This is a genomic window from Campylobacter concisus ATCC 51562 (assembly GCF_000466745.1).
Taxonomy (GTDB): Bacteria; Campylobacterota; Campylobacteria; order Campylobacterales; family Campylobacteraceae; genus Campylobacter_A; species Campylobacter_A concisus_B.
In genome coordinates this window covers 190,461-203,626 of the sequence record NZ_ANNI01000003.1, presented here as the reverse complement: position 1 = coordinate 203,626, position 13,166 = coordinate 190,461, and the positions used below count along the sequence as shown (strand labels likewise).

Here is a 13,166-nt window from a genome sequence, read left to right as displayed (position 1 = left end):
TTTTTACATTTAGTTTTTGCTTAGTTTTTAGGTCTTTTTTTGTTTTTAAAATTTTAGTCCAAAGCAGGCTTTTGTTTTGTCTTATCGTTTTTAAGCTTATCTTTTTTGGCTTCAAACTCAGCTATTACATTTGCATCAGGAAATAAATATCCATCCTCAACCATCAAATCAACTGCCTTTTTAAACATAGGCAAGGCACTTTGAGCGCCGAAGTAGTAGTAAGGTCTTTTAGGATCCCTTGCTAAAACGCCTATTGTGTAGCTATTACCTCTTGTGTCATTTACAAAGCCAAAAAATGAGCCATTGTAGGTATTGCTGTATCCACCACTACCTGAGGCAATGTGTGCAGTTCCAGTCTTGCCACCTATCTCAAGCCCTGGCGTAAAGGCTTTTAGTCCAGTACCTTTTTCAACCGTTTTTATTAAAATTCTCTTCATTATCTTTGCGGTTTCTTGTGATATAACTTGAGCTGGCTCGGACTTTGGCAAATCGTATCTTTTTCCATTTCTCTCTAAGTAGGCAACCATGTGAGGAGTAACTTCAATGCCTTTATTGTTAAATGTATTATAGGCTTTTAAAAGCTGCATAAATGTAGCTTGCAAGCCGTATCCGTAGCTCACAGTTGCCTTGTATGTTGATGAGTTTAGCTTTGTAACTGTTGGCATCATACCTACTTGCTCGTAAGGTAGATCTATGCCTGTTTTTCTTGAAAAGCCAAAATTTAAAAGTCCTTGATAAATTTGTGGCCCATTTAGTCGCTCAACAAGCTGAATCATGCCAATGTTTGAACTGTGCACGATTATATCTTCAGCACTCATAAAAGGCTCTGGATGGGTATCTTTGATTATCCTTTTGCCAAGTTGATATCGGCCATTATAGGTATTTACAAGCTCGAACGGGTTTACTTTCTTCTCTTGAAGTAAGATGGAAAATATAAATGGTTTAAAAACTGAGCCGACTTCATAAGCATATTCGCTAACGGTCGAATTTAGAGCGCTATAATCTTGCTTTCTTATGTTTGAAGGATCATATCTTGAGCTAGAAGCTAGGGCTAAAATTTCTCCATTTTTGCTATTCATTATGCATATAACTAACTCTTTTGCATCTAAAAATTCACGCTTTTCATCTAAAATTTGCTCTAGTTTAGTTTGAAATTTTAATGGTATAGAAAGCACCGCATTGTAGCCATCTACTCTTGTTGCTAAATTTGAGTCACTTGTTAAAATAATATTATTTCCAATATCGCGAGGCCCTAAAATTTTTGCATTTTGTATAGGAGCTAAATAATCTTCATAATATCTCTCAAGACCTTTTACACCTTTGCTTTTTGTAAGCGTGTCACTTTCAGTTTTGCTCACGTAGCCAATAGCTGGTGTGAGGGCATCTTTTGACATAAATTTACGATTTTGGCCACTCTCCATTACTCTCATGCCCTGAAATGAAGCAAGGCCTGTTTTTGGATCAAGGTATGAAACCAAAATACTCTTGCGATTTAGCTTTCTTGAGAGCTCTTGAAGGTAGGTAGCGCCCTTTGCATCAATACTATATGAGAGCGTAACGATACCTTTTGTGCCATTTATAATCTTTCTTACTTTATTTGGATCGTCGCCGCTGTAAAGCGAATATAGTTTGATAAACATCTCTTTTTTATTAGGATCGATGTTCCTAGTATCAAGCATCACTTTGTAGAGTTTTTGGCTTGAAGAGATGCTAAAGCCATCTTTTGTGATTATATTGCCACGAATTGCCGTATTTATATCGCTTGTTTGAAGCCTAGGAAGCTTTCGCTCGATACTTGCTCTATAAAATATGACAAGTACAAATATTGAAATTCCAAAAGTAATTAATAAAAAAAGTATGGTTATTTTTGATTTTCTGGAATTCATTAATGACTTAAATTTGTGTTCTAGAAATTTCTTTATAAGCACTTAGTGCTTTGTTGCGAATTTCTAGCATAAGCTTCATGCTGGTCTCTGCTTTGCCTATCGCAATAGCAGCTTGGTGAAGATCTTTTACCTCGCCAGTTGCAAGGTCAGCTATGGCTTTATCTGCATTGATTTGGACTTTATTTAGCTCTTTTAAAGAGTCGTTTAGAGCATTTTCAAAGCCGCCTTCTTCGCCTGCTTTCGCTATTTTATTTGAATTTTCATTTTTATTTATTTTGTCTAAATTTATACTATTTATCATTATGCTTGTCCTGAAATAAGTGATATCGCACTTTGTGCTATTGTTTTTGCGTTTTGAAAGGCTGCCACGTTTGCTTGATATGCTCTTGTTGCTTCAAGTAGGTCAGACATCTCAATAACCGGATTTATATTTGGAAATGCGACGTAGCCATTTGCATTTGCGTCTGGATGGCTCGGGTCATATTTTAGCTGAAAGTCCTTATCGTCACGCACCACTTTATCCACGATCACGCTAGTTAGGGCAGGGTGAGCGTTCTTAGGCGAGCTTGGGTCGTCGAGTGGATTTTCATACTCGAGTAGACTTTGTGAGTTTTTAAGCTGATCGTTTAAAATTTTATCAAAGTTCATCTCTTTAAAGATGACCTCTTGCCTTCTATATGGACCACCTTCAGTAGTTCTTGTGGTTTGAGCGTTTGCTATGTTTGAGCTGATGACGTTCATCCTGAAGCGTTGCGCGCTTAGTCCGTATCCGCTAATATCAAAATCATTTAAGTATGACATCGTCTCTCCTAGTTCTTAGCACTTGCGTCTATTACGCTTTTAAAGATATTGCTTTGAGCCTTGTAGGCGTTATCAAGGGCGTTTATCATAACTGTGTTTTTACCCATTTCTGTTGTCTCAACATCAAGATCGACTGTGTTTGCGTCGTTTCTAGCCATGTGACCGTCACGCAAGAAAATTTGAGCTGTGTCGCTTTTTGGAAAATCAACCGCAGCCATATGCGCTTCGTTTGTCTTAGCAAGATGTAGCTTTTTTTGGCTTGAAGTGTTATAAATTTCATTTGCTTTTTCTTTTAAGACATCTTCAAATCTTATATCCCTAGCTTTATAAAATGGTGTATCAACGTTTGCAAGATTGCCAGAGATTAGTTTTTGACGTAACTCTCTACCTGCAAGGGCTGATTCAACAAGTGGGCTAGATTTTGATTTATCTAAAACAAACATTTAAAATCCTTATGAAATTTCACATTTTTATAAGCAAACGATGTTCCAAATATAGGGCAAATTTATTTTGTCTCATAAATTTTTGCCAGATCTTCTTTCATTTTTGTGACTTTTATGCCGCCAAGATAGTATTTTACCCCGTATTGTCCGCTATCTACGTCTGTTAAAATTTGATATTCGCCATTTTTTATCACTACTTTAAAAGGTAGTGCGATCTCGTGTTTATATTCGATGTCTCTTACGATCTGTTCGGCAAGTCTGTCATTTATCTTTTGATCGTTTGTTATGAAATAGTAGGCATTAAATTTTTGCATAAATTCATGCAAAACATACTCATTTGTGACATTTTCAAAGTGAGTTAGTCCAATTAGTGTAAATTTATCTTTGTTTTCAAGCTGATATTTTGTAAGTTCAGCTGCCTCTTTTTGGCAAGGCGGGCAAAATGTGCCAAAAATGTCGATCATTAAAACCTTATTTTCATCATTTTTGATAGCAAAGCCGTGATCTTTTCTAACTAAAGTAAGCTCCTTGCCGCTTACGTCTATAAGCTTAACCTCTTCATTTGGGCTAAATTCTTTAAAATTTGTACTGCTGCTCTCGTCCTCACCGCAACCAAAAAAAGTAAATAAAGCGATTATTAAAACAATTAATTTCTTCATCTTAATCCCTTAAACATATCTTTTTATGGCAGCTCTTGCCTCTTTGTCTGCCTCGCGTCTTTTTAGAGTCTCACGTTTATCGTGTAAATTTTTACCTTTTGCAAGGGCTAGTCTTGCTTTTACGATGTTTTTTTCGCTTAGGTAAAGTGCTAGGACAACTAGTGTCAGCCCATCTTGTGAGACTTGACCGAAAATTTTATCGATCTGCTTTCTGTGCATCAAAAGTTTTCTGGCTGCTCGCTCATTTGGACGAAATGCGCTGTGTGTAGTCTCAAGATAGCTGATATGGGCGTTTAGTAAGAAAAGCTCACCCTTTATGACGCGCACAAAGCTATCTTTTAAATTTGCTCTGCCAGCCCTTAGAGCCTTGACCTCGCTACCTTTTAAAACAATGCCAGCCTCGAAGGTTTCAAGTATGCTAAAGTCATGCAAAGCTTTTTTGTTTTTTGCTAGATCTTTTATCAAAATTTTACCTTTTATTTTACGCTAAATACGCTACTGCCGCTACCACTTAGAAATTTATCTTTAAACTCATTCATCTGTGGATAGAGATTGAAACATGGGGCAAAAAGATCGTTTAACTCCCCGTTTTTATAAATTTCAAGTAGCTCTTTGCTCTTTAAATTTCGCATCTTTTTTGCAGTATTAACGTCTATGTATTGTAAGAAATTGCTTCTAAATTCTTGATAAACCGCCGGCGTGGAGCAAAAAACATTTGGCGTGAAGATATTTAAACCCGGCACCTCATCGTCAAATTCTTCTATGATCTCACCTATACCTCTTACATTTGCTGCCTTGTAGCCACTTACGAAAAAAGCTACATCTGCGCCGATTTTAGACGCTATTTGCATCAAATTTTCGCGTTTTATATTTAAATTTAGCTCATCATTTACCATTAGTAAAAAGGTGGCGGCATTTGAACTGCCTCCACCAAGGCCCGCACCAATTGGGATATTTTTGTTGATGATGATTTTATGGGAGCTAAAAAACTTATCTAACTCGTTTGAAAAGCCAGCTCTTTTTAGCTCATCTATTGCTTTTTGAATGATATTGTCTTTTATATCGTGGTTGTTGCATTCTATGGCAAATGAATCTGACTTTTTAAAATAAATTTCGTCAAAAAGCTGCTCACAGAGGATAAAGCGCGATAAAATTTCGTGGTAGTTGCCTCTGGTGCCAACTACCTTCAAAAAGACATTGATCTTTGCAAAGCTTTTCATTTCTCAATTTTTTTAGCTAGCTCATGAATATCGGCTTCACTTGCAGTTTTTGTGGCATGGATATTTTCGTTTTTGATATCATTTGCTAGTTCGCTTCTTAGTATCATTGTATTTCGTGGCGCTTCGATACCGAGTTTAACGGTATTTTTTGAAATATTTACTATGACAACTTTTATGTCATTTCCTATTAAAATTTCTTCATTTTCTTTTCTTGCTAGGATTAACATTTTTCAACCTTATTTAGAGTGTAATTTATAGTATCATCCGTGATTTGGATTACGCTCATAAATTTATCATAATTTAGCAAATAAATTCCTTGCTTTTGTGTTTCAAAATCGTTAATTTTTAATTTCTTACCATCAAGAATATCATTTATTTCCCCAAAGTATGTATTCTTCTGAATGTTTAAAAAATCGCAAATATTCAAAAATTTTTCATTTTCGTAGCAAAATTTGCCTTCACTTATCCTTTTTAATGAGCTTAAAGTTACATTATAACCAAACTTTTTTCCAAAAATTTCTGCATACGAACGGATATAACTTCCTTCGCTTACGCTTAGACGGATAGTTAAAAATGGGTGCGAATAGTTTAAAATTTGACTATCAAAAATTTCCATCGTTTCTGTCTTTAGCTCAAATTCTTCGCCATTTCTAGCTAGCTTATAGGCTCTTGTGCCATTTACGTGCTTGGCGCTAAATTTTGGCGGGATGTAGCTTATCTTACCAGTTAGCTCACCTCTTATGATTTCAAGTTTTTCTAAATTTAGCTCTTTTACATTTGAAATTTCAGTGATATTTTCATTATCCATGCTAGGACTGCTAGCCCCTAGCCAGATCGTAGCTTCATAGACTTTTGGACTTTTATCTAAAAATCTAAAAAATTTCGTATATGAACCAAAAGCGACTATTAAGCAGCCGCTAGCGAATGGATCAAGTGTGCCTGAAAATCCAGCCTTTTTAACGCCGTATTTTCTCTTTAGTCGCCCTAAAAAGTGGTTTGAGCTCATACCAGCAGGCTTGTTTGCCACGAAAATGGCGTTCATACGGCCTTTTCCACGAAGCTTGACATTATCTCTCTTATATTGCCACCAAAATTTATAGTAAGTTTAAACTCTTTTTTGATCTTACTAACCGCGCTCACCCTGCCGATACCAAAAATTTTATGCTTAACCAAGTCGCCTTTTTTAAATTCATTACTCTGTTCGATGACTAGCGAGCCATGCGTGATACCGCTCTCGCTTAAAAATCTACTCTTATTTAGCCTTGTGCGCTGACCCTTGTAAAAGCGTGAATTTGCAAAGCTTAGGCTAAGTGTTTTTTTGGCTCTTGTGATCGCCACGTATGCAAGCCTGCGTTCTTCTTCGATATCGCTGCCGTCACCAATGAGCGGGAAAAATCCCTCTTCAAGGCCGATCACAAAAAGGTGCTCAAACTCAAGTCCCTTGCTTGCATGTACACTCATGATGCTGATTGCCTCGTCGCTGATACCGTCTTGCTCGCTTGTTAGAGTGATCTCATTTAGAAATTCCTCTAGATCAAAACTTGGATTTTGCTTTATCTGATCTTTTAAAACAGCGTAAAACTCATCGATGTTTGCCGCTCTTTCAGAGCCATCTGGCAAGCTCTCATAGTATTTTTTTACGCCAAATTTTGCTTCAAATTTATCTATTAGATCAAAAACAGAGCTGCTTTCTTGAAGCTCTTTTAGGTTGTTTGCAAACTCAAGAAGAGCTGATTTTACCTTTTTGCTAAAAGCTTCGTCGTTATCAGAGATGTTTGAGATTGCCTCGTAAATGGAAATTTTGCCATCAAATGCTATTTTTTCAAGCTTATCAAGACTAACTTTGCCTAGTCCTCGCTTTGGACGATTGATGATACGTCTTATTGAAAAATCATCGTTTGGATTGTTTATCAGCCTTAGATAGCTAATAATGTCTTTGATCTCGGCCCTTTCGTAAAATTTAACGCCACCCACCATTTTATAAGCGATTTGCTCTTTATTTAGCCCATCTTCAAGCGAGCGAGAGAGCGCATTTATGCGGTATAAGATCGCAATATCTTTTGCTTGCACGCCTTTGCTTAAAAGCTCTTTTATGTTCTTTGCGATCTTGCCAGCTTCAACGCTCTCATCAAAGCTTTCTATCAAATTTACAGCCTCGCCTTCGCCTTTTGTGCCCACAAGCTTCTTGCCAAGGCGGTTGCGGTTATGATCTATCAGCTCGTTTGCAGCCTTTAGTATCGCCTCGCTCGAGCGGTAGTTTTTCTCAAGTCTAATGATCTTTACATCTTTAAACTGATCTTTAAAATTTAAGATATTATCTATTTTTGCGCCACGCCAGCCGTAGATACTCTGGTCATCGTCGCCTACGACGCAGATGTTTTCGTGGCATAGACAGAGCTTTTTTAGCAGTTTATACTGAAGGTCGTTTGTATCTTGATACTCATCGACCATTATGTATTTGTAGCGGTTTGAAATTTCTCTTGCTAGCTCTTCGTTTTCGTCTAAAATTTTATATGTAAGCCCTAGCAGATCGTCAAAATCAACAAGGTTATTTGTTTTGAGATAGTCTTCATATTTTTCATAAATTTGCGCTGCTTGTTTGTAAAAATTATCCTTGCTTTTATCAAAAGACGAGAAATTTGCATTTTTATAGACCTCTTCGACGCTTAAAAGTGAGTTTTTGTAGTTTGAAATTTCGCTTGACAAAATCGCCGTGGCAACTGGACTTTCAAAGCTTTTGATGATACGTTTTTTATCGTCTGTGTCTATTATGACGAAGTTATTTTTTCTACCAAGCTTTTCAATATATAGTTTTAAAAACAAAAGTCCAAATTTGTGAAATGTACAAAGCAGTGGCGAGTAGTTTTTGCCACTTTGGCTTAGCATCGTCATGGCTCTACTACGCATCTCGTTGGCGGCTTTGTTTGTAAAAGTAAGAGTTAGTGTATTTGCCGCGTCTATACCGACCTCGCCGATGAGGTAGGCAAGCCTAGTTGTGATGGTCTTTGTCTTGCCGCTGCCAGCTCCTGCAAGTATGAGCATCGGACCATCTATATGAGTAGCTGCTTCGCGCTGAGATTCGTTTAAATTTGATAGTAATTTTTCCATTTTTTGCTTTTTAAATTTTCTTTTGATTTTAGCCAAAAATGCTTAAAATTACTATTTTTTCTTAAATATATCTTTATTTTTAGGATTTTGTAAAAAGACTGAAACCGATTTTTTTGTGTGGTCCGCTTGCTTCTCTTTTGGCTTATGAATAGAAAAATTTACAAGGATTGGGCTATTTTCAACCAAAATTTGAACAATAGCACCAAGTGGAAAAGAGACCACAGAGGCGAAATTTTCACTACCAAAGCCAGCCTCAAAGCTAAGCTCATCTTGTGTTAGTTTCGTACTCTCAAGCGTATATCCACCAAGTGAGAACATAATGACTGGCATGCTAAAGCTCTTGCTTATCTCATCTGGCAAGCTAGGCTCAAAGCTAACTAGCGGCAAATTTGCCACAACTGAGAAATTTACCCCTTTTTCAAGCAAAAAATCAATGCACTCATAGACGTGCATTTTCATCAAAAGCGAAAATTTCTCATCATCTAAAATTTCGTCTAACATCTTAATCCTTTGAAATTTCTAAAAACTCATCTACTAGCTTTTTAACCTCGTTTATACCGATCTGCCAGAAATTTTTATCATCTATGTCAAAGCCAAATTTACCCACAAGCTCCCTTGGGCTAAGACTTCCGCCAAGGCTTAAAAACTCGGTGTAAATTTCGACAAAATTTTTGCATTTGCCACTTTTGTAAAGTCCAAAAAGTGCAAGCACAAGAAGCTGCGCGTAAGAGTAGGCGTAGCAATAAAATGGTGTGTGGATGAAGTGCGGGATATAGCTCCACCAAATTTTGTAGTAGTCATTTAGCGTGACGCTTTTGCCAAACATCTTTTTGCTCTCTTTAAGCCAAATTTTATTTAACTCATCTAGGCTGATCTCGCCCTCGTGTGCATGCACGGCTCGCTCAAATGTGGTGAAATTTATCTGGCGGTAAAGCGTGGCAAATATATCCTCGATCTTGCCAGCGAGTAGTGAAATTTTCTCTTTTTTGCTAAGGTTTTCTTTTACGTGGTCAAAAACTAGCATCTCGCAAAAGACTGAAGCCGTCTCAGCCGTGGTTAGCGGAGTGTCTGAGTTTAGGTAGCTTACATTATAAGAGAGCTTTTGATGAACAGCGTGACCAAGCTCGTGAGCTAGCGTGAAAAGGTCTCTTCGCTGATTTGTGTGATTTAGCAAAACATAAGGATGCGTGTCGCTTGATCCAGAGTGAGAAAACGCGCCACCTCGCTTGTTTGGCGCTGGATAAACGTCGATCCAGCCGTCACTAAAGGCGCTTTTGGCTATATCGCCAAATTTAGGTGAAAATGTCCCAAACGCCTTTAAAACTATCTTTTTGCACTCATCAAATTTATACTCACCTTCGCTGCTAAGAGGCGCGTATCTATCGTAATCATAAAGCTTTTCAAGGCCTAAAATTTCTCTTTTGCGCTCGTAAAATTTAGAAACTAAATCGAAATTTTTCTCAGTTACAGCAATTAGCGAATCAACGCTTTTTTTACTGATTTGATTTTCAAGGTGTCTTGGCTCTTCAGGAAGCTTGAAATTTCGCAGCTCGCAGCTCGTTTTTAGATCAGTTTTTATCATATTATATATGTAGCCAAGGAGGTGCTGGTGCTTGCTAAGCTCGTTTGAAAGGCTTTTGGCGGCTAGTTTTCGCACGCTTTGGTCACTCTCATGAAGCTTGGCTAGAATCTCTTCTTCATTTAAAAGCTCGCCTTTAAATTTAAACTTCATCTTGCTCATACTCTCATCAAAAAGCCTTGAAAAGCCCTCAGCTCCAGTGCTTGCGGTGCGAAGCAAAACTCTTTCTTCGGCAACACTTAGTTGGTGCGGTTTTGCTTTAGCGAGATTGCTTAGATAGTAGCCATATTTTTTAGAGCTTTTGATGATCTCTTTTTGTTTTTTAGGGCTAAACTCATTAAATTTGATCTCAAAAAATATCAAATTTTCATTTGCTTTTGTCGCTATCTCGTCGATCTTTGCATAAAATGCACCTTTGCTTGTATCTTTGGCAAAATTTAAAAAAGCATAGGTCATTACTTTTGAAATTTTAGCTATCAAGTTTTCATATTCGCAAAATGCCTTTAAAAACTCGTCTGTTTTTAAATTTTCATAAATTTCTAGGTATTTATCTTTAAATTTCTCGCACTCTTTTTGTAAATTTAGTGCGTTTTGCTCGCACTCTTTTTCGTTTGCAAAAAGTGCTTTTAGATCCCAAATTTGCATATTTATCCTTTAAATTTTTGGGATATTTTACAAAAAAATGGATAAAAGTAAAATTTCAGCCAAAATTTAGCTGAAATTTTATGAATATTAGTTTGAAGTTTCTGAAGCTACTGCTGTAAAAAGTACATCTGATGAGCTATTTAGCGCAGTTTCAACTGAGTCTTGGATGACGCCAATGGTAAAGCCAACTGTTACAAACTGCATTGCTATGTCATTGCTGATACCAAAAAGACCGCACGCTAATGGCACTAGAAGCAAAGAGCCACCAGCCACGCCAGATGCGCCGCATGCACCAAGAGCTGAGATGAAACAAAGAAGTAGCGCATCGCCAAATGTAACTGTGATAGATGGGATAGAATTTACCGCAGTAAGCGCTAGGATACTAATGGTAACTGCCGCACCGCCCATGTTTATGGTAGCTCCAAGTGGGATCGAGATCGAGTAAAGCTCCTCTTTTAAACCAAGCTTTTTGCAAAGTGCCATATTTACAGGGATATTTGCGGCCGAGCTTCTTGTAAAAAATGCTGAAATAGCGCTCTCTTTTAGGCAGATCATGACAAGTGGATAAGGATTTTTTCTAGTTAATACAAAAACCATGGCTGGGTAGATGATAAATGCGACAACAAGCATTGCCCCAACAAGAACTAAAATTAGTTTTAGATATCCTGCAAGTACCTCAAATCCAGTTTCATGAATGCTAATAGCTACCATACCAAAGATACCAAACGGAGCTAGTCTAATGATAAATTTAACGATATGAGTCACGCCATCGCTTATGTCTTTAAATACTTTTTTGGTCTCAGCTGTGGAATTTCTAAGTGCTATACCACTGCCTACTGCCCAGGTAATGATGCCTATATAGTTGCCATTTGCAAGGGCGTTTATTGGATTTTCGACCATTTTATAAATGAGATCTTTTAAAACATTGGTAATTCCCTGAGGCGCTGACATATCAGCACTTGCAAGACCTTTTAAAGAAAGCTCCACTGGGAATAAGAAACTAGCAATAACTGCAACAACGGCTGCTAAAAATGTACCAATTAGATAGAGTGTAATGATCTTTTGCATACCTTTTGTATGACCAAAATCTCTTAAAATGATAGATGTTGCCACTAAAACAAAGACAAGAATTGGTGCGATAGCTTTTAAAGCGCCTTTAAATAAATCGCCTAAAACTGAAGCTGAAGCTGCAATAGAATCGGCTGAACTAGCTTTTTCTTTGGCTTCGTTTAGCTGTGTGGCTTCATCTTGACTAAGGCGAGTTTTTATAACTTCATCTATGCTCAAACCACTCTCATTTTGAATAGTTTGAATTTTAGCCGAGATCTTGTTATAAGGAGCTGCTTCGTAGTGTGTGTAAAAGCCAACTAGGGCACCTAGGATGATACCAACTAAAATTTGAACTATCAAATTTCCATCGGCGTATCTTCTTGCTATGTTTTTAAGCATATTCATTTGACACCTTAATAAATTAGTTTTTTGTTGATTTTAGCTAAACAATTTTTAAATATAAAGAATTTGATAAAGATTAATAAGCTTTTTAAATAGATTTGTTACAATTGCACAAAATTTAGTCAAGAAAAAAGGATGAAAATGTATCTATTTACCTCTGAAGTTGTAAGTCCAGGTCATCCAGATAAATGTGCTGATATAATCGCTGATAGCATAGTGGATACTATTTTAACACAAGATCCAAATGGTCGTGTTGCAAGTGAAGTCTTTGTGGCTGGGAAAAACATAGTAATAGGTGGAGAGATAAACTCAAAGGTAAAGCTCTCTTATAAAGACTATGAAAAGATCGTAAAAGATGCTCTTGCACATATCGGATATGACGGAAAGAGTAATTTTACAAAAGAGCAGTGTTTGCACCCAGATGATATCGAGGTCAAAGTTTGTTTAAATCAACAAAGTCCAGATATAAATCAAGGTGTTGATCAAAGTAGTGGCGAGATCGGAGCAGGCGATCAAGGCATTATGTTTGGTTTTGCAAGCTGCGAAGCAAAAGAATTTATGCCTGCAGCTATAACTTATGCAAGAATGCTTTGTGAAAAAGTATATAAATTTGCCAAAGCAAACCCTGATAAGCTTGGTGTTGATATAAAAACGCAAGTTACTATTGATTACGGCAGTAAAGATAACTTTGAAAACTGCAAACCTCAAAGCATCCACACTATCGTCGTCTCTGCACCTTGCGTGGAAAGCATGAAGATAGAAGAGCTTCGCGCACTAATTCAAAATTTAATAGATGAAACTGGTCTTCCAAAAGAGCTATATAATAAAGAAAAAACGATCATTTATATAAACCCAACAGGTAGATATGTAAATCATAGCTCACTTCACGATAGCGGTCTAACAGGCAGAAAACTAATCGTCGATAGCTTTGGCGGATATAGCCCAATAGGCGGTGGTGCTCAGTCAAGCAAGGACTACACAAAGGTTGATAGAAGCGGACTTTACGCAGCTCGCTGGATAGCTAAAAATATAGTCGCAGCTGGTCTTGCTAAAAAATGTATCGTCCAGATAAGCTACGCAATAGGCGTTGCAAAGCCAACTTCGGTTAGCGTTGATACCATGGGAACTCATGCAAACGGCGTAAATGACGATATGCTTTCAAATTTTGTAAGCGAGCACTTTGCTCTAACACCTCGCTGGATAACAAATAAATTTGGTCTTGATAAGCCAAGCAAAGATACGTTTTTATATGCAAAAGTAGCTGCAAAAGGTCAAGTGGGAAATGCAAAATACCCTTGGGAAAAACTTGACGCTGTCGATACTTTCAAGGCTTTACTGAAAAAATAATCATATCAAAGTGGCTTTATCTAAAA

The 13,166-nt window shown here is 37.2% G+C and carries 14 protein-coding genes; 1 reads left to right on the top strand and 13 read right to left on the bottom strand.

The window, feature by feature from the left end:
* Window positions 1-53 precede the first annotated feature (53 nt).
* From ATCC51562_RS02375 to sstT, 13 genes are all read right to left on the bottom strand, one after another.
* Window positions 54-1,886: a peptidoglycan D,D-transpeptidase FtsI family protein gene (locus ATCC51562_RS02375; RefSeq protein WP_021090774.1), complete on the bottom strand. Its 1,833-nt coding sequence runs from the start codon at window positions 1,884-1,886 to the stop codon at window positions 54-56.
* 7 nt (window positions 1,887-1,893) lie between these two features.
* The gene (gene fliE / locus ATCC51562_RS02370; protein WP_021090507.1) at window positions 1,894-2,187 is read right to left on the bottom strand and encodes a flagellar hook-basal body complex protein FliE; all 294 of its coding nucleotides are present in this window, start codon (window positions 2,185-2,187) and stop codon (window positions 1,894-1,896) included.
* Window positions 2,187-2,687 carry a flagellar basal body rod protein FlgC gene (flgC, locus tag ATCC51562_RS02365; RefSeq protein ID WP_021090964.1) on the bottom strand — a complete coding sequence of 167 codons (501 nt, stop codon included), beginning with the start codon at window positions 2,685-2,687 and terminating at the stop codon, window positions 2,187-2,189. Before flgC ends, fliE begins: the two co-directional genes overlap by 1 nt.
* A gap of 8 nt (window positions 2,688-2,695) precedes the next feature.
* The gene (gene flgB, locus ATCC51562_RS02360; RefSeq protein ID WP_021090807.1) at window positions 2,696-3,130 is read right to left on the bottom strand and encodes a flagellar basal body rod protein FlgB; all 435 of its coding nucleotides are present in this window, start codon (window positions 3,128-3,130) and stop codon (window positions 2,696-2,698) included.
* A 62-nt stretch (window positions 3,131-3,192) separates the two neighbouring features.
* Window positions 3,193-3,789 (bottom strand): thioredoxin, encoded by a 597-nt coding sequence (locus tag ATCC51562_RS02355; RefSeq protein ID WP_021090722.1) that lies wholly within the window; start codon window positions 3,787-3,789, stop codon window positions 3,193-3,195.
* A gap of 9 nt (window positions 3,790-3,798) precedes the next feature.
* On the bottom strand, window positions 3,799-4,251 hold the full coding sequence (gene smpB / locus ATCC51562_RS02350; protein ID WP_035167311.1) for an SsrA-binding protein SmpB: 453 nt from the start codon (window positions 4,249-4,251) through the stop codon (window positions 3,799-3,801).
* 14 nt (window positions 4,252-4,265) lie between these two features.
* On the bottom strand, window positions 4,266-5,009 hold the full coding sequence (locus ATCC51562_RS02345; protein ID WP_021090490.1) for a 4-(cytidine 5'-diphospho)-2-C-methyl-D-erythritol kinase: 744 nt from the start codon (window positions 5,007-5,009) through the stop codon (window positions 4,266-4,268).
* The gene (gene csrA, locus ATCC51562_RS02340) at window positions 5,006-5,236 is read right to left on the bottom strand and encodes a carbon storage regulator CsrA (RefSeq protein ID WP_021090864.1); all 231 of its coding nucleotides are present in this window, start codon (window positions 5,234-5,236) and stop codon (window positions 5,006-5,008) included. The genes ATCC51562_RS02345 and csrA overlap by 4 nt, the downstream gene beginning before the upstream one ends.
* Complete coding sequence (gene truB / locus ATCC51562_RS02335) at window positions 5,230-6,051, bottom strand: tRNA pseudouridine(55) synthase TruB (protein WP_021090849.1); 822 nt, start codon at window positions 6,049-6,051, stop codon at window positions 5,230-5,232. Before truB ends, csrA begins: the two co-directional genes overlap by 7 nt.
* Entirely contained in the window at window positions 6,048-8,117 is a 2,070-nt protein-coding gene (locus ATCC51562_RS02330; RefSeq protein ID WP_035167309.1) for an ATP-dependent helicase, read from the bottom strand. The genes truB and ATCC51562_RS02330 overlap by 4 nt, the downstream gene beginning before the upstream one ends.
* A 51-nt stretch (window positions 8,118-8,168) precedes the next feature.
* Complete coding sequence (locus ATCC51562_RS02325) at window positions 8,169-8,618, bottom strand: hypothetical protein (protein WP_021090587.1); 450 nt, start codon at window positions 8,616-8,618, stop codon at window positions 8,169-8,171.
* 1 nt (window position 8,619) lies between these two features.
* Window positions 8,620-10,341: a M3 family oligoendopeptidase gene (locus tag ATCC51562_RS02320; RefSeq protein ID WP_021090998.1), complete on the bottom strand. Its 1,722-nt coding sequence runs from the start codon at window positions 10,339-10,341 to the stop codon at window positions 8,620-8,622.
* A gap of 87 nt (window positions 10,342-10,428) precedes the next feature.
* Window positions 10,429-11,796 (bottom strand): serine/threonine transporter SstT, encoded by a 1,368-nt coding sequence (gene sstT / locus ATCC51562_RS02315; RefSeq protein ID WP_021090611.1) that lies wholly within the window; start codon window positions 11,794-11,796, stop codon window positions 10,429-10,431.
* 138 nt (window positions 11,797-11,934) lie between these two features.
* Between sstT and metK the strand changes: the two genes are divergently transcribed.
* Window positions 11,935-13,140: a methionine adenosyltransferase gene (gene metK, locus ATCC51562_RS02310; RefSeq protein WP_021090477.1), complete on the top strand. Its 1,206-nt coding sequence runs from the start codon at window positions 11,935-11,937 to the stop codon at window positions 13,138-13,140.
* The last annotated feature ends 26 nt before the right edge of the window (window positions 13,141-13,166 follow it).